General features: G+C 64.2%; 19 protein-coding genes and 1 tRNA gene. 6 read left to right on the forward strand and 14 right to left on the reverse strand.

Annotated elements, in window-relative coordinates; translation table 11 throughout:
* The first annotated feature begins 20 nt into the window (after nt 1-20).
* Both ACVOK8_RS07515 and ACVOK8_RS07520 read left to right on the forward strand, forming a co-directional pair.
* Complete coding sequence (locus ACVOK8_RS07515) at nt 21-281, forward strand: exodeoxyribonuclease VII small subunit (protein ID WP_481566286.1); 261 nt, start codon at nt 21-23, stop codon at nt 279-281.
* Nucleotides 271-1,149 (forward strand): polyprenyl synthetase family protein, encoded by an 879-nt coding sequence (locus ACVOK8_RS07520; RefSeq protein ID WP_481566287.1) that lies wholly within the window; start codon nt 271-273, stop codon nt 1,147-1,149. Before ACVOK8_RS07515 ends, ACVOK8_RS07520 begins: the two co-directional genes overlap by 11 nt.
* 175 nt (nt 1,150-1,324) lie before the next feature.
* Here the strand turns inward: ACVOK8_RS07520 and ACVOK8_RS07525 are convergent, their stop codons facing one another.
* Together ACVOK8_RS07525 and pmbA are read right to left on the reverse strand one after the other, a co-directional pair.
* Nucleotides 1,325-1,696: a DUF4870 domain-containing protein gene (locus ACVOK8_RS07525; protein WP_481508404.1), complete on the reverse strand. Its 372-nt coding sequence runs from the start codon at nt 1,694-1,696 to the stop codon at nt 1,325-1,327.
* Between the two features lie 104 nt (nt 1,697-1,800).
* Nucleotides 1,801-3,168 (reverse strand): metalloprotease PmbA, encoded by a 1,368-nt coding sequence (pmbA, locus tag ACVOK8_RS07530; protein WP_481566288.1) that lies wholly within the window; start codon nt 3,166-3,168, stop codon nt 1,801-1,803.
* 135 nt (nt 3,169-3,303) lie between these two features.
* On the opposite strand from pmbA, the gene yjgA reads away from it, so the two are divergent.
* Nucleotides 3,304-3,900: a ribosome biogenesis factor YjgA gene (yjgA, locus tag ACVOK8_RS07535; RefSeq protein ID WP_481566289.1), complete on the forward strand. Its 597-nt coding sequence runs from the start codon at nt 3,304-3,306 to the stop codon at nt 3,898-3,900.
* 224 nt (nt 3,901-4,124) lie between these two features.
* On the opposite strand, the gene tldD is transcribed toward yjgA, so the two are convergent.
* The 4 genes from tldD to ACVOK8_RS07555 are packed head-to-tail and all read right to left on the reverse strand — an operon-like array spanning nt 4,125 to nt 11,568.
* A complete protein-coding gene (gene tldD / locus ACVOK8_RS07540) occupies nt 4,125-5,570 on the reverse strand; it encodes a metalloprotease TldD (RefSeq protein ID WP_481566290.1) in 1,446 nt (481 codons plus the stop codon).
* Nucleotides 5,571-5,617: 47 nt separating this feature from the next.
* Nucleotides 5,618-9,436, reverse strand: coding sequence for a YhdP family protein (locus ACVOK8_RS07545; RefSeq protein WP_481566291.1), 3,819 nt, complete (start codon nt 9,434-9,436; stop codon nt 5,618-5,620).
* A gap of 39 nt (nt 9,437-9,475) precedes the next feature.
* On the reverse strand, nt 9,476-10,966 hold the full coding sequence (rng, locus tag ACVOK8_RS07550; protein ID WP_057627141.1) for a ribonuclease G: 1,491 nt from the start codon (nt 10,964-10,966) through the stop codon (nt 9,476-9,478).
* Nucleotides 10,967-10,971: 5 nt separating this feature from the next.
* Nucleotides 10,972-11,568: a Maf family nucleotide pyrophosphatase gene (locus ACVOK8_RS07555; protein WP_481566292.1), complete on the reverse strand. Its 597-nt coding sequence runs from the start codon at nt 11,566-11,568 to the stop codon at nt 10,972-10,974.
* A 131-nt stretch (nt 11,569-11,699) separates the two neighbouring features.
* On the opposite strand from ACVOK8_RS07555, the gene ACVOK8_RS07560 reads away from it, so the two are divergent.
* The 3 genes from ACVOK8_RS07560 to ACVOK8_RS07570 all read left to right on the forward strand — a co-directional run bounded on the left by ACVOK8_RS07560 (nt 11,700) and on the right by ACVOK8_RS07570 (nt 16,423).
* Nucleotides 11,700-12,437: an SIMPL domain-containing protein gene (locus ACVOK8_RS07560; protein WP_481566293.1), complete on the forward strand. Its 738-nt coding sequence runs from the start codon at nt 11,700-11,702 to the stop codon at nt 12,435-12,437.
* A 328-nt stretch (nt 12,438-12,765) separates the two neighbouring features.
* On the forward strand, nt 12,766-13,428 hold the full coding sequence (locus tag ACVOK8_RS07565) for an energy transducer TonB (RefSeq protein ID WP_481566294.1): 663 nt from the start codon (nt 12,766-12,768) through the stop codon (nt 13,426-13,428).
* A gap of 184 nt (nt 13,429-13,612) precedes the next feature.
* Nucleotides 13,613-16,423 (forward strand): TonB-dependent receptor, encoded by a 2,811-nt coding sequence (locus ACVOK8_RS07570; protein WP_481566295.1) that lies wholly within the window; start codon nt 13,613-13,615, stop codon nt 16,421-16,423.
* A gap of 88 nt (nt 16,424-16,511) precedes the next feature.
* Here the strand turns inward: ACVOK8_RS07570 and ACVOK8_RS07575 are convergent.
* From ACVOK8_RS07575 to ACVOK8_RS07610, 8 genes are all read right to left on the reverse strand, one after another.
* Nucleotides 16,512-16,588: transfer RNA gene (locus ACVOK8_RS07575), tRNA-Asn, on the reverse strand.
* A gap of 24 nt (nt 16,589-16,612) precedes the next feature.
* Nucleotides 16,613-17,083: a 23S rRNA (pseudouridine(1915)-N(3))-methyltransferase RlmH gene (gene rlmH, locus ACVOK8_RS07580; RefSeq protein ID WP_282269795.1), complete on the reverse strand. Its 471-nt coding sequence runs from the start codon at nt 17,081-17,083 to the stop codon at nt 16,613-16,615.
* A gap of 75 nt (nt 17,084-17,158) precedes the next feature.
* Nucleotides 17,159-17,584: a ribosome silencing factor gene (gene rsfS, locus ACVOK8_RS07585; RefSeq protein ID WP_481566296.1), complete on the reverse strand. Its 426-nt coding sequence runs from the start codon at nt 17,582-17,584 to the stop codon at nt 17,159-17,161.
* Between the two features lie 59 nt (nt 17,585-17,643).
* Nucleotides 17,644-18,354 carry a nicotinate-nucleotide adenylyltransferase gene (gene nadD / locus ACVOK8_RS07590; protein WP_481566297.1) on the reverse strand — a complete coding sequence of 237 codons (711 nt, stop codon included), beginning with the start codon at nt 18,352-18,354 and terminating at the stop codon, nt 17,644-17,646.
* Entirely contained in the window at nt 18,355-19,398 is a 1,044-nt protein-coding gene (gene holA, locus ACVOK8_RS07595; RefSeq protein WP_481566298.1) for a DNA polymerase III subunit delta, read from the reverse strand.
* A 43-nt stretch (nt 19,399-19,441) separates the two neighbouring features.
* Complete coding sequence (locus ACVOK8_RS07600; RefSeq protein WP_481566299.1) at nt 19,442-20,017, reverse strand: LPS-assembly lipoprotein LptE; 576 nt, start codon at nt 20,015-20,017, stop codon at nt 19,442-19,444.
* A gap of 91 nt (nt 20,018-20,108) precedes the next feature.
* Nucleotides 20,109-22,751 (reverse strand): leucine--tRNA ligase, encoded by a 2,643-nt coding sequence (leuS, locus tag ACVOK8_RS07605; RefSeq protein ID WP_481566300.1) that lies wholly within the window; start codon nt 22,749-22,751, stop codon nt 20,109-20,111.
* A gap of 202 nt (nt 22,752-22,953) precedes the next feature.
* On the reverse strand, nt 22,954-23,538 hold the full coding sequence (locus ACVOK8_RS07610) for a DUF998 domain-containing protein (protein WP_481566301.1): 585 nt from the start codon (nt 23,536-23,538) through the stop codon (nt 22,954-22,956).
* Between the last annotated feature and the right edge of the window lie 95 nt (nt 23,539-23,633).

Below are 23,633 nucleotides of genomic sequence, written 5' to 3' on the forward strand. Positions count from 1 at the left end.
TGGCCGCTCACACTTGCGCCATGGCAAAAAAGTCCCCCAATGAAACCTCACCGGTGGCCCACTTCGAGCAATCGCTTGAAGAACTGGAACAGCTGGTAGAGAAGATGGAAGCCGGCGACCTGAGTCTGGACCAGTCGCTGACCGCTTACGAACGTGGCGTAGGTCTGTACCGCCAGTGCCAGCAGGCGCTGGAGCAGGCCGAGCTGCGCGTCCGCCTGGTTACCGACCCGGCCCAACCAGAGAAATCCGAGCCCTTTGAAAGCAACGGCAATGAAGACTGACGCCCTGCTCACCCGCTGGTTGGAACGCACCGAAGAACAGCTGCAAGACGCCCTGCCCGACCCGGCGCTTGCCCCGCAGCGCCTGCACCAGGCCATGCGCTATGCCGCACTGGGTGGCGGCAAGCGGATGCGGCCTATGCTGGTCTATGCCGCCGGCTACCTGTTCGCGGCTGAAGAAGCGCGCCTTGATGCTGCTGCGGTAGCGGTCGAGCTCATCCACGCCTATTCGCTGGTGCACGACGACCTGCCGGCAATGGACGATGATGACCTGCGCCGCGGCCGCCCGACCACCCATAAAGCCTTTGACGAGGCCACCGCGATCCTCGCCGGTGATGCCTTGCAGACCCGCGCCTTCGAAATCCTCGCCGACGCCTGGATGCCACCGGCATTGGCCTTGAATTGCATCAAGACGCTGGCGGGTGCATCCGGTGCGGCCGGCATGTGCGGTGGGCAGGCGTTGGATATCGACGCCACCGGTCGACAGCAAGCGTTGGATGACCTCAAGCACATGCATTCCCTGAAGACCGGCGCGCTGATCCGCGCGGCGGTGCGCATGGGCGCGTTGTGTGGCGAGGCCAGTGATGCCCAGCTTGCACAGCTGGACAGCTTCGCTGACACCCTGGGCCTGGCCTTCCAGGTCCGCGACGACATCCTCGACGTCGAGGCCAGCTCCGAGCAACTGGGCAAGACCGCCGGCAAGGACCAGGCGCAGGACAAGTCGACCTTCCCGTCGTTATTGGGCATGGAAGGGGCCAAGGCCACATTGGTCGAGCTGGCAACGGCGATGCAGGCAGCGTTGATTCCGTTTGGCCAGCGCGCGGCGGCATTGTCGGCATTGGCTGAGCTGACGGTGCGCCGCACGCATTGACCAGCCGCAGCGTTTGTAGGAGCGGCGTAAGTCGCGAAGTTCACAAACCTACAACGCAAAGCAAAGCCCTCCTCCCGACCCTCCCCTTCGCTACGCGAAAGGGAGGAAAAAAACACTGCAGACAGCAAAAAGCCCGGGAATCCCCGGGCTTTTTGTCAGACAAACATCGCGCCGATTACTTGATCAGGCGGATGGTCATCGGGTAGCGGTAGGTCTCGCCCTTGTTGGCGGCCAGGCCAGCAAGAATCGCGAACACCAGGCCACCGATCCACGCCACGGCATAGGTCAGGAAGCCAATCAGCACGACCATCAGGATGCCGCTGATGAAGTAGGCGCCCAGCAAGGTCAGCTGGAAGTTCAGCGCTTCCTTGGAGTTGGCGTTCAAGAAGGCCTTTTCCGGCTTGTCCTTGTTGATCAGCCAAACGATCAACGGCACGATGAAGCTGAAAAAGATGCCCGACAGGTGCACCAGCATCGCAATGCTGTTGTCGTCGGAAGCGCCTGCGCTGGTCGGTGCCGGCGGCGGAGTGGTCTGGTAATCGCTCATTGTTTCCCCAAGATCCTTGTAAAGGGCTTATCCATAAAGGTAGACAGCTATAGGAAGTACGTTAACTTCCACATAAGAATAGTCCGCTGTTTACCAAGACTGCGTCAATCATTACCTGCCACGGTCATCTTCCCTACCAGGATCGAGCCGGTGGAAACATGCGAACGCTTGTCCACATCGCTCCCTACCGCTTCAATGCCGGCAAACATCTGCTTGAGGTTGCCGGCGATGGTGATGCCGTCCACCGGGTAGGCGATCTTCCCGTTCTCCACCCAGAAACCACCGGCACCGCGCGAGTAGTCGCCGGTGATGCCATTGACGCCCTGCCCCATCAGCTCGGTCACCAGCAGCCCCGTGCCCATACCCGACAGCACGGAGGCACGGTCGCCGGCATTGGCCTTCACTTTCAGGTTATGGACGCCACCAGCGTTGGCCGTGGTCTGCAGGCCGAGCTTGCGTGCTGAATAACTGCCCAGGATGTAACGCTGCAATACACCATCGGTAATCAAGGCTGAGTTGCGGGTCGCAACACCTTCGCCATCATAGGAACTGGAGCGTAGGCCGCGATGCAGCAGCGGCAGTTCATCGATGGCAAACCAGTCCGGGAACAGCTGGGTGTCCACACTGTCGAGCAGGAAGCTGGCACGGCGATACAAGGCGCCACCGGAGACTGCGCTGAGCAGATGGCCGATCAGCGAACGCGCCATTTCCGCGGCGAACAACACCTGCACCTCACCGGTTGGTAGCGAACGCGGCTGCAGTCGGGCAACGGTGCGCTCGGCGGCGCGTAGGCCTACCGCCGCCGGATCGTCCAGATCTTCGCGGGCGATGGCGCTGGTATACCAGCCATCGCGTTGCATACCGTCACCCTGGCCGGCGATCAGCGCACAACCGATGGAATGGTGGCTGCTGCGGTCACGGCCGATGAAGCCGTGCGAGTTGGCATACACCGACACGCTCTGGGCGGTGGACGCCGAGGCACCATCGGAGTTGCTGATGCGGCTGTCGCTATCGCGACCGGCCGATTCACAGGCCAGCGCCAGGTCCAGCGCCTGCTCGGCGCTCAGCTCCCACGGGTGCCAGCTGTCCAGATCCGGGAATTCGGTGGCCATCAGCGCCGGGTCGGCCAGGCCAGAGGCCGGATCGTCCTCGGTATGCCGGGCAATCGCGCAGGCCTGGGCCACGGTGGCCTCCAGACTGGCTTCCTGCAGGTCGGCGGTGCTGGCACTGCCCTTGCGCTGACCGAAGTACACCGTCACCGCGATACCGCGGTCGTGGGTGGCTTCGACCGTCTCCACCTCGCCCAAGCGCACGTTCACATCCAGCCCGCGGTCCTCGCTGCAGCTGACCTCGGCTTGGCTGGCGCCCATGGCGCGGGCCCGTTCCAGCAGCCGCTGGGAGATACCGGTCAGGCGTTCCAGGCGCTGCAGGCTGTCGTCGGCGGCAGGCTTATGGGTGCTAATGGCGTTCAATGCTTTATCCTTGGTGGCCAAATCCCTTCACATCTGCCCGGTCTTGCATGACTGGCGGCGGCGTGACGTGGATTTTTCGTGGAGCCCGGCGAGCGCCAGGCTTTCCTGTCATGAAGTTTAGTAGGTAGCAGTGCGATGCGCGGACGCGATCAAGAAACCGGTGAATTTTTGGGCGAGAGCCGTAGCCAGAACCGGCGCGAAGCGCTGGAAGTGCTGGCGCTGGGCGAAACCCTGGTGGAGCTGACCCCGGCTCAGCTTGCGCGCCTGCCGATCCCGGAAGGCCTGCTGGAACACATCGAGTACACCAAGCGGATCACCTCGCATGGTGCGCGCAAGCGCCAGTTGGCGTTCCTGGCCAAGCAGATGCGCCGCGAGGAAGACGAGACGCTGGACGCGATCCGCAACGCACTGGACGCCAACAGCGAGACCTCGCGCCGCGAAGTGGCGATCATGCACCGCATGGAGCGCTGGCGTGAGCGACTGCTGGCTGAGGGCGATGTCGCCCTGGGCGAGCTGCTGGACGAGCATCCGGAGGCCGACCGTCAGGGCCTGCGCACGCTGGTGCGCAACGCACTGGCCGAGAAGGCCAAGAACAAGCCGCCGCGCGCCTACCGCGAGATCTACCAGGTACTGCGCGAGCTGATGCTGGTGCCGGTATTGAGCGCAGCTGCGGAAGTTGGCGGCGATGATGACGATGCTGATGATGTGGATGGCGACGACGAGCAGGATTGATCTGGGTTGAGGGGATTTACTGCGGATTTGGTTCTGTAGCGAAAAGCTCCCCTCATCCGCCCCTTGCGGGGCACCTTCTCCCGCTTACGGGAGAAGGGAATGCTGGCATTCGGGGCTGGCCCGAATTTCGCTCAAACAGCAGTGACTCAATCCCTTCTCCCGCATGCGGGAGAAGGTGCCCCGCAAGGGGCGGATGAGGGGGGCTCTTCAGCTTTAGCCGCCCCTCAAGCCTGCGTACCACCCACCGTCAGCCCATCAATCAGCAACGACGGCTGGCCGACACCGACCGGCACGCTCTGCCCGTCCTTGCCGCAGATACCCACACCTTCATCCAGTGCCAGATCGTTGCCGACCATGCGTACCTTCTGCATGGTTTCAGGGCCATTGCCGATCAGGGTCGCACCCTTCACCGGCGCAGTGATCTTGCCGTCTTCGATCAGGTAGGCCTCGGTCGCCGAGAACACGTACTTGCCGCTGGTGATGTCGACCTGGCCACCGCCGAAGTTGACCGCGTACAGGCCCTTCTTCACCGAACGGATCATCTCCTCCGGGTCATGGTTGCCTGCACGCATGTACGTATTGGTCATGCGCGGCATGGTCATGTGCGCGAACGACTCTCGGCGGCCATTACCGGTCGGCGCAACGCCCATCAGGCGCGCGTTGAGCGTGTCCTGCATGTAGCCGACCAGGATGCCGTCCTCGATCAGCGTGGTGCACTGGGTCGGGGTGCCCTCGTCGTCGATGTTCAGGGAACCACGGCGGCCGTCGAGGGTGCCGTCATCGACGATGGTCACGCCCGGCGATGCCACGCGCTCGCCGATACGACCGGCGTAGACGCTGGTGCCCTTGCGGTTGAAGTCGCCTTCCAGTCCGTGGCCTACCGCCTCGTGCAACAGCACGCCGGGCCAACCCGGGCCAAGCACTACCGGCATCACACCAGCAGGCGCTGGAATGGCTTCCAGATTCACCAGCGCCTGGCGCAGCGCTTCGCGGGCGAAGGCTTCCGGTCGATCACCGGCAAACAATTCTTCATAGCTGTAGCGACCGCCACCGCCGGCATAGCCGGATTCGCGGCGACCGCCCTGCTCAACGATGACCTGCACGTTCAAACGCACCAGCGGACGCACGTCAGCGGCAAGCACACCGTCGCTGCGCGCGATCAGCACCGTATCGACGCCGCCGGACAGGCTCACCATCACCTGCTGCACGCGGGTATCAGCCGCACGCAGGTAGCGGTCCAGGCGCTTGAGCACTTCCACCTTGGTCTCGTTGCCGATGCTATCCACCGGGTCCAGCGCCGGGTACAGCGCGCGCGCAGTGCCGCGTACCAGCGAACGCACATTCTGCTCTCCACCCTCGCGGGAAATGGCACGCGCAGACTGTGCGGCAGCCAGCAGGGCCGCCGGCTGGATGTCGTCCGAATACGCAAAGCCGGTCTTTTCGCCGGCAATAGCGCGCACGCCCACGCCCTGCTCGATCGAATGCGCACCGTCCTTGACGATGCCGTCCTCAACGCTCCAACTCTCGCGGCGCGAATGCTGGAAGTACAGGTCACCGAAATCGATGCCCGGCCCCAGCAAGGTGCCGAAGGTGCGTTCAAGGCGATTGGCGTCCAGTCCTGCGGGCAGCAGCAGACGGGTTTCGGCGAGCGTGAGAGCGTTTTCGGTCATGCCTATCCAGATGGGGGCAGGCCTGCCTCTTGCAAGCCTGCACTGATTCAGGGGTTGCTGGCGGCGCCGGGCGTAACCAGCGGGGGCGGCAGACGGGCGGCGTCACGATCCAGCACTTCGACCTTGGGATCTTTCCATGGCCCGGTCACCTTATAGGTCTTGGAGCCGATCTCGCCCAGTGGCTTGCCCAGCACCGCGTTGGCCGCAGCGCCCACTGCCGCACCCACCGGACCACCGGCCACCGCCCCCACCACCGTGAGCAGGTTGCCCGAGCGCGGGTTCACATCAATGGTCTGGTTGAATTGCTGGGCAACCAGATCAGCCTGGCCGCGGATGGTGATCTCCGCCGCTGGCGCCTCGATGGCGATCTTGTCGGTACTGGCCTGGCCGTTGCCGAAGCGCATCGCACCCTCAACATGGTTGAACGCCAAACCCTTGGAAAACAGGTCGCGGAAGTCAAACAACAGGCGCCGTGGCAGCTGCGCCACGCTGAGCAGGCCAAGCACGCGTCCGGCGCCGGGGTCCACTTCCAACAGCTGCCCGTTTCGCAGGTTCATGTCCATGCCGCCCTCCAGCGTGGCCAGGTTGAAAGCCATCGGACCGCCTTGCCAGCCAGCCTGCAGATTCACCTTGCCCTGGCCGTCACGCAGCTGCCCTGCATAGCCGAGACGCTGCAACAGGTCGCCCAGGTCTTCGCTCTGTACCTGCGCCGTTGCCTGGGTCCGGGCCTGCGCGCCCATGCCGCGCCACTCGCCGTGCACATCGATGACCTGCTTGGGCGCGCGGATTGCCAGCTCCTGCACCTGCAGACCGTCACTGGTCGGGCGCGTGCGCAGACGGGTCTGGCCAAGCTTGATCGTGGCGAACTGCAGGTCGTCGATATCCAGTGCCAACGGCGGGATATTTGCCGGGTTCATCGGTTCGGCCGGCGTGTCACTGGACTCGGTCGTTGCCGCCGTCGCTGCCTGCCAATAGACCCGTGCCAGCTGCCCACTCACCGTGCCGCCATCGGCGGTAGGTACGCGCAGGTTGCCCGCCAGTGCGGGCCCATCAAGCTGCACGGCAACCGCATCGGCGCCGGGCCGCAACTGCAGCCGGGTCTGCGCGAAACGCCCGCCCACCATCAACAGCTGATCAGCCAATACATCAACCTGCTTGAGCGCCACGCCACCGTCGCTGCCGTCGCTATCACCGCCGCGCGCCAGACTGATCCACTCCAGCGCGTCCAGCGAGGGGGTGCGGCCGTTGACCACCAGACCATCGGCCGGCGGCTCGTGATCGACGGTGTCGCTGCCCATCGTGACCTGCACGCCAGTCTTGCCGTTCTGGCTACGTGCAGCCAAGGCCATCAGCTTGCCGAAGGACACATCGATCCGCCCCGCCCCCATCGGCAAGGCCGCCTGCACGGTGGTTGCCAAGGCATCGGCGGCCGGCTTGTTCAATGGCGCGGGCAACTGCAGGCGGGTGCCCTGCAGATCCGAACGCAGGGTCAGCAGGGTTGGCGGGCCAGTGCGCACGCCAGCCTGCTCCTTGGGCAGGCTTACGCCGACCGTCCATGCCGAGGTGCCGTGCACATAGGGTTTGAGCCAAGCCAGCTCCGGCGCACGATCCAGCAACTTGCCCGCATCCAGATCCGCACTCAACTCGGCCTCGAAGGCATGCGCGGGGTCCTTGACCGGCTTGCCGGCGCGCAGCGCAAGCATTCCGTCACGTTCCTGATGGCGTACCTGCAGGGCCGGCGCATCGAAACCATCGCTGCTGTACTGGGCCTTGCCGCGCACACCCTCGAACTGCAGGTCCCAACGTTTGTCGGCCATACGCACGTCGCGCAGATCGACGTCGCCCAGCAGATGCCCCCCACCATCGTGGTGCAGCGGCAGCAGCAGATCGAAATTGACCTCCGCCGGGCCAGCCACCGTCAGATTATCCAAGGTGTCGCCGTAACTGGCCTGCAATGGACTCTGTCGCAGCATCGCCAGCAGGCGCGCGCTTTCGTCAACGGTGCTGGCCTGTACCACCAGCTTGGACTCGGCAAAGCTGGCGATACCCGCACGCAGGCGATCCACCTTGACCCCGGCCAGATCGCCGCGGCCATTCAAATCAAAACCACCGCCGATGAAGTTGATATCGGCATTGACGCGCTGCATCAGTGGCCAATCCTGCTGGAAGCGGATCGAGCCATCATCGATATGCCCGCCCGCCTCGAAGCGACCGTTGTTGCCGGTGAACGGCCAGTCGTCCAGGTCACCGACAGCCAGACCGGTGCCCCCGCGCAGGGTGCCACCCACCAGTGCCGCATCCAGCCACTCGATCGCCGCATCGCTCATGCTTGAGCGCACCCAGAACTGCTTGGCAGCGGTCATCGGCACATCATCGATCTTGGCAGCCAAGCTGATCCATGGCCGGGTGCCGTCGCCCTGGAACCACAGGCCGCCACGTACGTCGGCGGCATAGTTCTGGCCCTGCACCCGCAGCGCAGGCGTCCCTATCTGCCAACCGGCACCTTCGCGCCAACCGACCAGATCGCCGGAAAGCTGCAGCTCATGCAGCACGCCAAAGCCAGTCGGCCAATCAAAGCGCACCACGTGATCGGGCTTCAGAACCAGTGAAAACGCCTGAGCATCGCCTTCAAAATGGCCGCGCAGACCACTGACGCCGGGGCTGCCTGCCACCGGCGCAAAGCTTGCATCCAGAAGTTCGCCGCTGGCGCGCAAGGGGCCAGCGGCGGTACCAAGCAGGCTGATATCGGCAAATTTCAACGACGGCTTGGAACGATGCAGCCAGTTCCGCAGGCCGGGCTCCAAGCGGTCACTGAGCGCAAGTACCTGCAGCAGCGGGCCGGCATCGAGCTGCTTGCCCTGCACCGCATAGTTTTTACCACCGGCCAGCAGCAAGCCGTCCAATGACTGGGTAGTGCTGTCGGTGGCGATCCGCAGGGTAGGCGCGTCCAGCCTCCAGCCGCCATCAATCGCTTTCCAACGCGCGCGTAGTTGCAGCTTGTTGAAGGCAACACTCGGCGCGGCAGCGCCCTGCAACGGCACACCAGCAAGTTGCACACCGTCCAGCTCGCCTTCGGCGCTGACCGCCACTACGCGGTTGTCCTGCAGCTGTACCCAGCTCTGCAGTTCGCCCTTGCCCTGGCGCAGCTGCACCCCGGCAAACTTCAGCAATTCGGACCACGCCCCCAGCTCGGCCGGATCGGCCGAGAACCAAGCCTGGCCATCACCGCGTTGGCGCTGAAAATCCAATACCGCGGTAACCGGCGCAGCCTTGGTATCAATCCAGCCCTTGGCCCCTACCCGCACACGCTCACCGTCCACGCGCAGGCGCAGGTCGATGCGTGGGATGCGGGTCTGCAGGCCGATCGACGGCGCCTGCACCTGCAGTTGACCGCCAATCACCTGCAGCTCGCCCAGCCTGCGCAGGGCGTCCAGTGGATCGCCACCGGTCTTGGACTCGGGCAGACCCCGCACCGACCAACGGCCGTCTTCAGCCCGTTGCAGCGTCAACGCCAACCCGCGCAGTCGCAGCTCGGTCAGCGGCGCGCCGGGCAGAAGGCCCGAATACACCGCCACCAGTACTTCAGCCTGGCCGATGCGTACGCCTTCGCCCTGCCCCACCCGCAAACCATCAAGCTGCAGGATCGGGCCGCGCCGGGTCCAGCGGGTGTCCAGCTTATCGAACGCCACCGGTTGCCCGGCACGTTCACTCAACCAGGCGGCCACCTTGTCCGGGTGCGCCTCCACCATCGGCAGCAGCTGGCTGACAGTACCGACCAGCAAAGCCACGCACACCAACGCGATCGCCAATGCCATCAAGGCGTAGCGACGGAAGCGGCGTAGGCGGTGGCGCAACAGCGTGGTCATCAGCTCACTTCGTGCTTCCGTGCCGCGAAGTGAGCGCGTTCAGAGCAGTACGACATCGAACTGCTCCTGCAGGTACTGGTCATCGGCCTGGAAGCGGATGCTCTTGCCGAGGAACTCCTCCAGCTCGGCCACCGCTGCCGACTCTTCATCGGTGATGCGCGCGACCACCTTGCTCGAGGCAATCACCAGCAAGCGTGCCGCCTCGAACTGGCGCACCGCGCGGGTGATCTCACGGAAGATTTCGTAGGTGACGGTTTCGGCGGTCTTGATGCTGCCACGACCACTGCACTGCGGGCAGGTTTCCGACAACTGCCGTTCCAGGCTTTCCACCGTGCGCTTGCGGGTCATTTCCACCAGACCCAGCGGCGAGAAGTCGTACACCGTGGTCTTGGCATGGTCACGCGCAAGCGCCTTTTCCAGCGTGCGCAATACCTGACGGCGATGCTCGGCATCATCCATGTCGATGAAGTCGATGATGATGATGCCGCCCAGATTGCGCAGCCGCAGCTGCCGCGCCACAGTCTGCGCCGCCTCCAGGTTGGTGCGGAACACGGTTTCTTCCAGATTGCGCTGGCCGACGAAGGAACCGGTATTGACGTCGATGGTGGTCATCGCCTCGGTCTGGTCGATGACCAGGTAGCCACCGGACTTGAGCGGCACCTGCTTGTTCAAGGCGCGGACGATTTCATCCTCGACCCCGAACATATCGAAGATCGGGCGATCCCCGGTATATAGCTCCAGCTTCTCGCCCAGCACCGGCATGTACTTGGCGACGAAGGCCTGCAGCTGGCCAAAGGTTTCCTTGGAATCGACCTTGACCTTGTCTACGTCCTTGCGGATCAAGTCGCGCACCGAGCGCAACGGCAGGCTCAGGTCTTCATAGATGATGCTGCACGGCGGCGCTTCGCGTCCGCGCCGCTCCACCACTGCCCAGACCCGCGACAGGTAGGAGATGTCTTCGGCCAAAGCCTCGGCCGGCTGGCCTTCGGCATTGGTGCGCACGATATAGCCGTAGCCACCGTGCTGGGCCGAGATCTCGGTGACCAGCGACTTCAAGCGGGCGCGCTCGCCCTCATCCTCGATGCGGGCCGAAACCCCGACCATCTTGGACTGCGGCAGCAGCACCAGGTAACGCGAGGGAATGCTGATCTGGGTGGTCAGGCGTGCGCCCTTGGTGCTGATCGGGTCCTTGACCACCTGTACCACCACGTCCTGGCCATCGCGCAGCAGCTCCACGATCGGCACCGAGGACGGCAGCGGCAGGCTGGGCGCGGTCTCGTCGGTATCGGCCGCCACCGGCGCCGGCCGCACCACGTCGTTGGCATGCAGGAACGCAGCACGGTCCAGGCCGACCTCGACGAAAGCCGCCTGCATGCCCGGCATCACCCGCTGCACCTTGCCCTTGTAGATGTTGCCAACCACACCACGGCGCCAGCCGCGCTCGATGTGCAGCTCCTGCAACATGCCGTTTTCAATCACTGCCACGCGGGTTTCGCGCGGGGTGACGTTGACCAGAATTTCTTCAGACACGTCCTTCATTCCCCCTTGTCCATGGAATCGTCGTCCGCGCCTGCGGCAAATGCCGCCAGCAGCGCGGCGGTCTGCTGCAACGGCAGCCCCATCACCCCGGAGTAGCTGCCGGCCAAATGACTGATGAAACGCTCCGCCCCGCCCTGGATGGCATAGCCGCCGGCCTTGCCCATCGGCTCGCAGGTGGCGACATAGGCCTTGATCTGTGCCGCGCTCATCGGCGCGAAGGTCACTTCCGAGACCACCGTCTCCAGCGCATGACGCCCGGCCGCGGCCAAGGCCACCACGGTGATCACCCGGTGCGTACGCCCAGCCAGCGAGGCCAGCATGGCCGCCGCATCGGCAGCATCGGCAGGCTTGCCATAGACCCGGTCATCCAGCACCACCTCGGTATCGGAGCCCAGCACCACCGCATGGGGGTCATCGGCGACCAGTGCCAGCCCTGCCCTGGCCTTGTCCAGCGCAACCCGACGCACATAGGCCTCGGCTGCCTCACCCGGCGCACGCTGCTCCGGCACCTCCAGATCAAGGGCGCGGAAGGGCACATCGAGGCGGGACAGCAGTTCGTTGCGACGGGGAGAGCGGGAGGCGAGATAAAGCATCGTGAAAGCATAACCCGCGCCAGCAACCTGAATGATGAGCATTGCTGGCAAAGTGACGGTGACCCCATCATGGCTCACCACCCGTTCATCGCCCTGTGTTCATTTTCATGATCCAGCCAAGGAGGATCACCATGCGCCGTACCGCCCTCGCCCCACTGCTGCTGTCCCTGTCTCTCGCTCTTGGAGTCTCGATGACCGCCAATGCCCAAACCGTCCCGGCCGTGGTTGCCAGCGACGCGACCTTGTTGAATGTCTCCGCTCAGGCCGAAGCCCACCGGGTGCCGGACGTGGCCACGCTGTCTGCCGGGGTGGTCACCCAGGCGGCCGATGGCAACGCCGCCATGCGCGACAACGCCGTGCAGATGGACAAGGTGATGGCCGCGATCAAGGCCGCGGGCATTGCCGAGCGCGACATCCAGACCAGCGGCATCAACCTCAGCCCGCAGTACCGCTACGCCGAGAACGAAGCGCCGAGGATCACTGGCTACCAGGCCAGCAACACCGTCAGCCTGAAGGTGCGCGACATCAGCAAGCTGGGCAAAGTGCTGGACAGCCTGGCTGCACAGGGCGCAAACCAGATCAACGGCCCCAGTTTCGAGATCGACCAGCCGGAACCGGTCTATGACGAAGCCCGTCTGGCCGCGCTGAAGAAGGCCCAGGCCCGCGCCGAAACCTATGCCAAGTCACTGGGTCTGCGCGTGCGTCGCATCGTCAGCATTTCCGAAGGCAGCCAGGGCGGCTTCCGGCCGATGCCGATGATGGCCATGGCCGCCGGCCGCGCCAACAAGATGGAGATGGATACCGCGGTGTCGCCGGGCGAAACCACCGTCTCGGTCAATCTGGACGTGGTGTTCGAACTGGGCCGCTGAGCAACGCGGCGACTGCAATTGGAACGGCGCCTACGGGCGCCGTTTTTTGTTTCGCGCAATCAAACCGTCTGTAGGAGCGGCGTGAGCCGCGAAGCTGCCATTACTGAAACCATTGGCGACTATGGCGTGCTGCTTCGCGGCTCATGCCGCTCCTTAAAAAGCCAGTCGACGCGTCTTCAAGCTGTCCGCCAGCTGACCAGAAACAATCACCCCGCTTGCCGAACGCCTGAATAAAAGGCGCACTGCAGCCACGGGACGCAAATCAGCAACCCCGTCCCGTGTCATCGCGCGTTGTTCTCTGTCACACGCCCACGCATGGAGGTGGAATATGGTCCGCACGCAACAACGCAGTCCGTCCTTGCACGTAGAACCTTCGCGCATCCTCGCCTACAGCACCGCGTTGGCCCTGCACGCGTTTGCCCTTGGCTTGTTGTTGATTCCGCTGTCGCAGGTGCCCATCCAAAGGGAAGCTGCGCGTGAGCGCTGGCAGGTCCCCGACGTCAAACCCATCATCCCCAACCCGCCCCTACCGCCGGTCGATGTAGCGGTGACCCGCACGCCGTCGCCACCGCGGCAACCTGCGCTGGCAGCGCCGGTGGACAACGCACCGATGCCGATCTTCGCCACCGAGGCTGTCATCACTGCGCCGGTGGATGTAGCACCGGCGATCGACAACAGCCCTTCCATCGATCCAATCGGCGCATCCACACCACTGCAAGGCGTGCAACTGCGTTACCTCAATGCTCCAGCACCTGGCTATCCGCGTGATGCACTGATCGCCGGTGCACAGGGCACGGTGACGCTGCGGGTCCTGGTGGATGTGGATGGCTCGCCGCTGGAAGTCAGCATCGAACGCAGCAGCGGCAACCGCAGTCTGGACAACGCCGCCCGCAGCCAGGTGCTGCGTCGCTGGAAGTTCCAGCCCGCTACCGACGGCGGCCGTCCGGTACAGGCCTATGGCCTGATCCCGGTTGATTTCAAGCTTGGCTGAACAGGGCACATACCCTCTTACGGCAGCGTTTTCTAAACGCTGCCGTAAGAACCGCAGATCCGCCTGTGGCCATTAACGGTTATTTCACTACCTCGTCACCCATGGAAAACCTAGATTCGCGGCCGTCGATGTTCTTTGGCCGCGTATTGGCGGCCTTCTAGCCGCTGTTCCCTGGAGAGAGACCGTGAAACATCTGACCTACCCGCGCAGCAACCGTCTTAGCGACGCAATCACCGGCAACCTCACCCGCTTGCTTCTCGTTCCACTGACTTTGGCAGCGGGCGCACCGCTGGCCATGGCGCAGGAACAACAGGCCACCAACCTGGACCGGGTCACTGTCACCGGCTCCAACATCCCACGCGCAACCACCGAAACCGCCTCGCCGGTACAGGTCATCACCCGGCAGGAAATCGACCGCACTGGCAAGGCCACCATCGCCGAATACCTGCAGACGCTGACCAGCGACGGCGCCGGCTCCATCCCCAAGAGCTTCGGCACCGGTTTTGCCGGCGGCGGCTCCGGCATTTCTCTACGCGGCCTCGGTGCAGCTTCAACCCTGGTCCTGCTCAACGGTCGGCGCATGGCGCCTTACGGTCTGGCCGATGACGGCCAGAAGGTGTTCACCGACTTGAGCGTCATCCCGATGGATGCGGTCGAGCGCGTGGAAGTACTGAAGGATGGTGCCTCGGCCATCTACGGTTCCGACGCCATCGCCGGCGTAGTCAACATCATCCTGCGCCGCGACTTCACCGGCGCCATGCTCAAGGCCTCCTACGGCACTTCTGGCGACAGTGATGGCAACGCGCGCAAGGCATCACTGACCGCCGGCGTGGGCGACCTGGATACCGATGGCTTCAACGCCTTCGTCAGCATCGACCTCAGCAAGACCGACGACATCCGCATCTCCGACCGCCGCAACCGCAAGTGGATCGGCAATGGCGACCTGAGCCCGTATGGTTTTGATCGTGTTGCTGGTGGCCAGTTCTTCCCGCTCAACGGCGCCATCACCTCCAACGGTACCGTCGCCGGCAATTCGCCAGTCGGCAGCATCCGCGACCCGGCAACCGGCCTCTATCAGTCATTACCTGGCTGCTCGCAGTTCTCCAGTATCAGCCCCGCCGATGCCGGCGGTGGTTGCCTGTGGCAGACCCAGGACTTCCGCAGCCTGAGCCCGAGCGAAGAGTTCGGCAACCTGTTCGCACGCGGCACCTTCGTGCTGTCTGACAACTTCGAGATGTACGGCGAATTCGGCTACTCGAAGAAGAAGAACGTGTTCTACAACACCCCCAGTGGCGTGTCCGGCTCCTGGGGCTACCCGGGTGGCCCGGTCAATGCCAGCAGCGGCCCCGGCGCCACGGTGCTGGGCGCTGACCACCCCGACAACCCCTTGGGCGTCGACGCGCGCCTGCGCTACGCCGCCTTTGATGTTGGCCCGCGCGTCACCACCAACACCAACGAGTTCACCCGCTTCCTGGTTGGCGTGAAGGGCACTGCTGCTGACTGGGATATCGATACCGCCTACCTGCACTCTGCAACCCAGCTGGTCAACGAGCGCAAAGGTTTCCTGCGTTACAGCCATGTCCGCACCGCGCTGACCGACCCGAACAGTCCAGTGGGCTGGTGGCGTATCGGCGCCAACGCCGGACAGAACTCGCAGGCGCTTTACGACTACATTTCGCCAACCATCCACGCCAACGCCTCCACCACGCTGGACATGATCGACTTCAAAGCATCACGCAGTCTCGCCGACCTGGCCGGCGGTCCGCTGGGCTTTGCAATCGGCGCCGAGTACCGTCGCCAGAAAGCCAACCTCGACCCACAGACCTACACCGATCTGGGCGACATCATCGGCCTCGGCTATTCGGCCTACAAGGGCACCCAGGAAGTTGGCGTGCTGTATACGGAAATGGTCGCGCCGGTACTGGACTCGCTGGAGCTGTCCGGCGCCCTGCGCGTGGACAAGTACAAGGACGGCGAAACCGCCACCACGCCGAAAGTTGGTTTGAAATGGACACCTGCGGAATGGATCGCCCTGCGTGCTACCTATGCCGAAGGCTTCCGTGCGCCCGGCCCGGCTGAAGCCGGTGACGGCGGCCTGGCCGCCTTCAGCACAGCGCGCGATCCGGTACGCTGCCCGGGCGGCACCCCTGCACCAGGCGCCACCGCGGCGGATTGCGCGGTCAGCCTCGCCATCATCACCTCGGCCAATCCCGACTTGAAGCCGGAGAAGTCCAAGAGCTATACCGTCGGCCTGGTACTGGACCCCACCTCCAGCACGACGATGACCTTCGACGCCTGGCAGATCAAACGCACCAACGAGATCAACCAGGGCGATACCGATCTGGCCTTGGCTGCCGGCCGTGGCATCCGCTCGGACAACGACCTGCCCGGCATCCCCAACAGTGGCAGCCTGCTTGCGGTCAGCGTCGACTACATCAACTCCGCCTCCACCACCATCCGCGGTTTTGACTTCGACATCCGCCAGCGGGTGGCACTGGGCAACTACGGCAAGCTGCTGATGGACCTGCAGTGGACCCGGATCAACTCGTTCGAGCGCGATGACGGCACCGGCACCGTATACCAGTACGCCGGCACGCACGGCAATTGCGATGTCACCAACTGCATCGGCACGCCCAAGGACCGTCTCAACTTCGGCCTGACCTGGGACATGGATCGCTTCAGCATCAGCAGCATCGCCAACTACATCGGCAGCATGGACAACGTCGCCTTCGAAGGTGACAGCTGTGCCAATCACTATGTCGATGGCTCCGATGCACCACGCGGTTGCGAACTGCGTTCGTTCTACACCATCGACCTGTCCGGTCGCTGGCGCGCCACCGATGCGTTCGAGATCTTCGGTTCGGTACAGAACCTCACTGACCGCATCGCACCGCTGGATCCGCTGACCTACGGCGCAGTCAACTACAACCCGCTGCATTACAGCGGTGCGGTTGGCCGTTACTACACCATTGGCGCCAAGTACACGTTCAAGTGACGCACCCGCCCCGGCGCGATCCGCGCCGGGGCGGCTTGAATGACAGAAAAAAAACCCGCATCTCGCGATGCGGGTTTTTTGTAAAACTTGGCGCCCGAAGTTGGACTCGAACCAACGACCCCCTGATTAACAGTCAAGTGCTCTAACCGGCTGAGCTATTCGGGCGGGGAGGCGCATTCTATACGTTAATTACGCGCGATGGTAGGGGTGATTGGCCAACATCGCTGCTGCGCGATACAACTGCTCTGCTACAACCAGCCGAACCAGCATATGTGGCAAGGTCAGCGGGCCTATCGACCACTTCTCATCCGCCACTGCGGATACTTCCGCCGCGTGCCCTTCCGGGCCACCAATCAGGAAGGCAAGATCGCGCCCCTGCGTGCGCCAGTGCTCCAAGCGCTGCGCCAGTTGCTCGGAGCTGAGCTGCCGGCCCGGCACGTCCAAAGCGACCACATAGGGATTTTTGGGAAGCGCGGCCAATACCCGCTTGCCCTCGTCCTCGATCGCGCGTTTGGGATCACGGCCCTTGCCGCGCAGGCCCGGTTCAATCTCAACCAACTCCAGCGGCAACCAATGCGACAGCCGCTTCTGGTACTCGGCAAACCCCTGCGCAACCCACGACGGCGCGCGTTCGCCGGTGGCGATCAATCTGGCTTTCATGCGCGGCCTCCTCTCAACCTGCACAAACAAAGACGGCGCCCTGCGGCGCCGTCACAGAAGCTGCGGCCTTCAGGCTCAGCCAGCATCCTGCTCGTCTTCGCCGTCGTCGTCATAGGCGGAGCGCGGCTGATCGCCTACGGTCCACAGACGCTCAAGCGCATACAGCTCGCGCACGCGCGGCAGCATGACGTGGACGATGACGTCGCCCAGGTCGACCAGAACCCACTCGGCTTCGCGCTCACCTTCAACACCCAGCGGCATCACGCCCAGGTTCTTGGCGAAACGCACCACTTCCTCACCGATGGACTTTACGTGACGGGTAGAGGTGCCGGAGACCACCACCATGTAGTCAGCCACGCTGGACTTGCCACGGACATCGAGCTCGACGGCATCCCGGGCCTTGATCTCCTCAAGGGCGGAGTGGACGGACGCCAGCAGGGCCGGGACGGAGGGTGCCGGGCTGGGCATTTGGGTCTTGATGACTTGGGCTTCGGTGGTCAAAGCAGCAGAACTCGATGAATTAAGGGGACGATTATAGAGAACATGGCCGCTGCCGGCATTCACGCCCGCGCAGCACTGCCATACAGGCCATGCGCAAGGATGTACCTGGCCACCGCCGAAGGCAACAAATCACGCCATTGGCCGCCGTTGGCGATGGCCTCACGCACCTCGGTCGCGGACTCGGCATGCAGCGGCTGGTGCAGCCGCCAGACCCGTCCAGCCGGGCTGGTGACCAGAGCCTCGGCCGAACTGGCCCACGCCCCTTGCAGGCGTTGCACCAGTTCTGCTGGCAGATCGCCATCCAGACCGCTGCCCGGTCGTTCAGCAACCACGATATGCGCCAGATCGAGCAGATGCTCCCATTCATGCCAGCTCGGCAGGCCGAGCAGGCTATCCGCGCCCATAAGCATCGCCAGTGGTCGTTGCGGGCCGATCTGGGCGCGGATGTCACGCAATGTGTCCACTGTCCACGATGGCACCCCGGGCTTGCGCTCAGCGCGTTGCAGTTCGCGGGTATCCACCAGCAGGTTGGGCTCGCCAGCTACCGCCAGCGCCAGCATGTGCGCACGCTGGGCGGCATCGGCACCGGGCGGCGCACGGTGCGGCGGGTCGGCGGCCGGCATCAGGTGCACCGGCACCTGCAGTTCGGCTGCAGCGCAGCGGGCGATGGCCAGATGGCCGTTGTGAACCGGATCGAAGGTGCCGCCATACAGCAGCCACAGGCCGTCGCCTGCGGCAGCGCCTGCCGGCGACAGCCCAGTAGCAGTCATTCAGCGCACGCCACGGACGAGCAGGCGCACCGCACGGGCTTCGGCCAGCGCAACCAGCAGACGCTCCAAGGCAAGCCACGGATCACCTTCGGCCCGCCCCTTGGCCATCCGATCGACCTGCGAGGCCTCGGCGACAAAACGCTCCCAGCGGCGTGGGTCGGGGTGACGCTGCAGGGCCCGCTTGAACGGCGCCTGGCGCGACTCCCAGATCCCCTTGGATTTCATTTCCGCGGCCAGATTGCCGCCACTGGCCTGCACCCGAGCCAGCCCGGCGGTGATCAGCAATTCGCGGATCAGGATCGGCATCAGCGCGGCAACCGCCTCGCCCTCGGCGCGCAAGCCCGCCACCATTCGCAACACGGCTGGTGCCTGCCCGGAAAATGCCGCCTCACTCAGCCTGAAGACGTCGTAGCGCGCGGCATCTGCTACCAGTGACTCCATTTTGGCGACATCCAGCGGCTGGCCATCGGCCAGCAACGCCAGCTTGTCGATCTCCTGGGCGGCCGCCAGCAGATTGCCTTCAACTCGCTCGCTCAAGCGCTGCACGGCGCCCGGGTCAGCGCGCAAACCCTTGCTGCGCAAGCGCCGTTCGATCCAGTCAGCCAACTCATGCGGCTTGATCGCCCAAGCCACCGACAGCACGCCAACTTTGTTGACGGCCTCGGCCCACTTGCCCTGGTGCGCTTTGCTCCATTCGCCAGCGGTGATCAGCAGCACCACATCTGGCGCCGGCCGCGCGCAGAAATCGCTGATGACCTCGGCGCCCTCCTTGCCCGGCTTGCCGTTGGGCAGGCGTACTTCGACCAGACGACGCGCGCTGAACAGGCTGGGCGCATTGAAACTGGAAGCCAACTGCCCCCAATCAAAATCGCGACCATCAGCATCAAATACTTCGCGTTCGCCAATGCCATCGGCGCGCGCCTTGGCACGCACCGCATCGGCAGCTTCAATCACCCGCAACAGTTCCGGGCCGGCGATCAGGTACACCGGCGCCAACGCTTGAGAGCCTATCTGGCTGGCCAGTTGTTCCGGTCGCAGCTCCATTGTTCAGCCCCTATGCGTCTGCGTAGCGCCCGAATGCGCCAACTCAGTGCACCTCACCCGTTGTGCCCTCCGCTGGCTTGGGAGCCTGCAGGGTTTTTTCGACATCGGCACGGACCACGCTGTCGATACGGCGCAGGATCGAGGCCGACATTTCGCGGCGCAGCTCATCGGCAAGGATTTCGCGCTCGGTGGTGGTACCGGTGACATCCCGCGGCGGCGATACATAATCGCGCGACAATTCCACCGCCTGCTCCGGCACGATCACGCTGCCGTCCGGGCGCAGGAACGAGAACACCACCGCGTAACGCAGGCTGTACTCCTGGGCACGGCCTTGGCCGTCGATGGCGATGGGCAGGTCACCCCAGCGCTCGGAGCGGATCTGCAGACGGGCAACCCCAGGCGTCTTGCCAGCAACAGCGAGCGTGTCGCCGTCTTCCACCAACGTGGCGCCAGAGGAGCGCAGGCCACGGTTGAGGAACTTGACCAGCTCGCTGTAACGCACCGCTGAAACCACCTGCACCGCCGGCATATCGGCAGGCAGCGCGAGCTTGTTACGCAGATGGAAGCCGCAACCGGTGAGGGTGGCAGCGAGAATCAGGGCAGTCAGGTATCGAGTCATGCACACAGTCTGGAGGAGCCGGCCGGGAGCGGCAACAGGCAGCAAGCCTGCCTGATGCCGCGTGAACTGCACTTGAGATACCCGTTGCGGCTTACGCCGCAACGATATTGACAATCTTGCCCGGCACGATGATGACCTTGCGGATCGTCAGCCCGACCAGGAACTTGGCCGTGTTCGGCTCGTCCTTGGCCAGGGTTTCGATCTGCTCGCGCGAGGTATCGGCGGCCACATCAATGGTGCCGCGCAGCTTGCCGTTGACCTGCACCGCCAGGGTCAGCGAATCCTTGACCAGCGCAGCCGTGTCCACCTGCGGGAACGCCTGGTCTTCGAGCAGGGTCTGCGCGTGGCCCAGCAGCTGCCACATCGCATGACAGGCGTGCGGGGTGATCGGGTTCAACAGCAGTACCGCCGACTGCAAGGCTTCCTGCCGGACCGCACGGCCCTGCTCGCTGGCATCGTCGAACTTGGCCAGGGTGTTGAGCAGCTCCATCACCGCGGCGATGGCGGTATTGAAGGCGTGGCGGCGACCGTAGTCATCACTGACCTTGCTGATGGTTTCGTGGGTCTTGCGGCGAATCGCCTTCTGCTCGGCGCTCAGTGCAGCAACGTCCAGCGCCGGCGCAATGCCGTCGGCGGTGTGCTTGTGCACCATCGCCCACAGCCGGCGCAGGAAACGCGCCATGCCGTCGACACCGGCTTCGTTCCATTCCAGCGACTGTTCCGGCGGCGCGGCGAACATCGAGAACAGGCGCACGGTGTCAGCGCCGTACTTGGCCACCATGGTCTGCGGATCGACGCCGTTGTTCTTGGACTTGGACATCTTCTCGACGCCACCGATCACTACCGGCTGGCCGTCTTCGCGCAGGGTTGCGCCGGTGATGCGGCCGCGCTCGTCGCGCACCGTGTCCACGTCGGCCGGGTTGAACCAATCCTTGGAACCGTCGCTGTTCTGGCGGTAGAAGGTTTCGGCAATGACCATGCCCTGGCACAGCAGGTTCTGTGCCGGCTCGTTGCTGTCCACCATGCGCGCATCGCGCATCAGCTTGTGGAAGAAACGGAAATACATCAGGTGCAGGATGGCGTGCTCGATGCCACCGATGTACTGGTCGACCGGCAGCCAGTAGTTGCCACGCTTGTCCACCGCCTCGCGGGCACCCGGCGAGGTATAGCGGGCGTAGTACCAGCTCGACTCCATGAAGGTGTCGAAGGTATCGGTTTCGCGCTCGGCCGCGCCGCCGCAATCCGGGCAGGTGGTCTTGCGCCATTCCAGGTCGGCCTTGATCGGCGAACCGGTGCCGTTGAGCGTCACGTCTTCCGGCAGGATCACCGGCAGCTGGTCTTCCGGCACCGGCACCGCGCCGCACTTGTCGCAGTAGATCACCGGGATCGGGCAACCCCAATAACGCTGGCGGCTCACGCCCCAGTCGCGCAGGCGGTAATTGACCCGGCGCTGGCCCTGGGCCTTGCGCTCGAAACGCTCGGCCAGTGCCTCGAACGCGCCCTGGAAATCCAGGCCGTCGAATTCGGCGGAATTGACCAGCTCGGTCTCGCGGCTCTTGTCGCCGTACCAGTCCTGCCAACGGCTGTCGTCGTAGCTGCGTTCGTCGTCGTTCTTCGGCGACTTCAGCGCGATGACCTGCTTCTTGGCCAGGTTGTACTTGGTAGCGAACTCGAAATCGCGCTGATCGTGGCCCGGCACGGCCATGACTGCGCCGGTGCCGTAGCCCATCAACACGAAGTTGGCGACCCAGATCGGCACCTGCTCGCCGCTGACCGGATGGATGGCCTTCAGGCCAGTGTCCATGCCGCGCTTTTCCTGGGTTTCCAGTTCAGCCTCGGAGACACCGCCCTGCTTCAGCTCGGCCAGCATGGCGGCCAGCTGCGGGTTGTTCTTTGCCGCGTGCATGGCCAGCGGGTGTTCGCCGGCAATGGAGACGAAGCTCACGCCCATCACCGTGTCCGGGCGGGTGGTGAACACACGCAGCGGGTCCAGTGCAGCGCCATCCACGTCACGCACGTCAAACTGGATTTCCAGGCCTTCGGAGCGGCCGATCCAGTTGCGCTGCATGGTCTTGACCGACTCCGGCCAGCCCGGCAGTTCGTCCAGGCCGTCCAGCAATTCCTGGGCGTAATCGGTGATGCGCAGGAACCACTGCGGGATCTCACGCTTCTCGACCAGTGCGCCGGAACGCCAACCGCGGCCGTCGATGACCTGTTCATTGGCCAGCACGGTGTTATCGACCGGATCCCAGTTCACCACCGAGTTGCGGCGATAGGCAAGGCCCTTGCGCATCAGGCGGGTGAACATGCGCTGCTCGTGGACGTAGTAGTCCGGCGTGCAGGTAGCGAATTCGCGCGACCAGTCGATCGCATAGCCCAGCGACTTGAGCTGGCTGCGCATGTGGCCGATGTTGGCGTAGGTCCATTTGGCCGGCGCGGTCTTGTTCTTGATCGCAGCGTTTTCGGCCGGAAGACCGAACGCATCCCAGCCCATCGGCTGCAGCACGTTATGGCCGGTCATGCGCTTGTAGCGGCTGATGACGTCGCCAATGGTGTAGTTGCGCACATGGCCCATGTGCAGCGCACCGGACGGGTACGGAAGCATCGACAAGCAGTAGAACTTGGGCTTGTCCGAGGTTTCGTTCACCTCGAATGCTTTCTCGGCCTCCCAGAATTTCTGGGCGGCGGCTTCAACCTGCTGGGGATCGTAGATATTCGGTTCGACGCTGGACATGTCAACGCTGGGCAACGGCAAAGCGGCAAAGGGTACCGCAGTGCATCATTGCACTCCAATCGGGGCGCAGCCCAGCATCAAGCAACAACCGCAGGTCATTGAAATATAGGGCTTTTAAAAAACCACCGGTTTTCCAAGCCAGCGCCAGGCGCGATGCTTGCGCGTACCCTGCCCCACCCGCGTGCTGATTGTGCCGCGCCACTCAGCTGCGCGGCGGCGCCAGCCGGGCCGCACCCAACAGCCATACCAGCCACCCCAGGAACGCCAAACGCTGCGCCATGGCCACCGGCATGGCAATCTCGAACAGGAAGGCACTGCACACAGCCCAAAGCGCGCAGACCAGGGTCAGTGTCGACAAAGACCGCCAGCCACTGGCCTTGCCCGCCCCAAAGCGCAGGGCCATGGCGGCGGCAGTGAAGGCCAGCAGCCACAGCAACCAGGCGCTGGCGTGGAACTGGCTGGCGCGGTTCTCAATATCCTCCAGGTCCAGCGGAAACAGCCCCATCGCGACAAAGGCGATGGCGGCCAGCAGCAGCATCTGCCCCCCTACCCGCAGCGGACGCGGCGCGCTGGTCGACATGCGCAGGATCAGGTCCAGCATCGCAATCGCCGCCAGCAGGCCCGCCATTACGAAGCCCAACAGACTGAAGGCGGTGCCACCGGGGACACCGCGCGCACCCAGCAAGGACACCGGATGGAGCATCTGATCGTAACCGCGCAGCTGTGCGCCGAAACCCGCCACTGCGGCAATGAACACCAACGCTGCCAGAGGACCGGCCCAAGCCATTAATTTTTTCCACATCAACACAGCACACCTTGTCCCGCTCTGGCCGGGGCACAGCTGCCACGACTACCGGCCGCCATTGTGAGGGCTGCGACCGA

The sequence above is a fragment of the Stenotrophomonas sp. STEN083 genome (assembly GCF_056759195.1).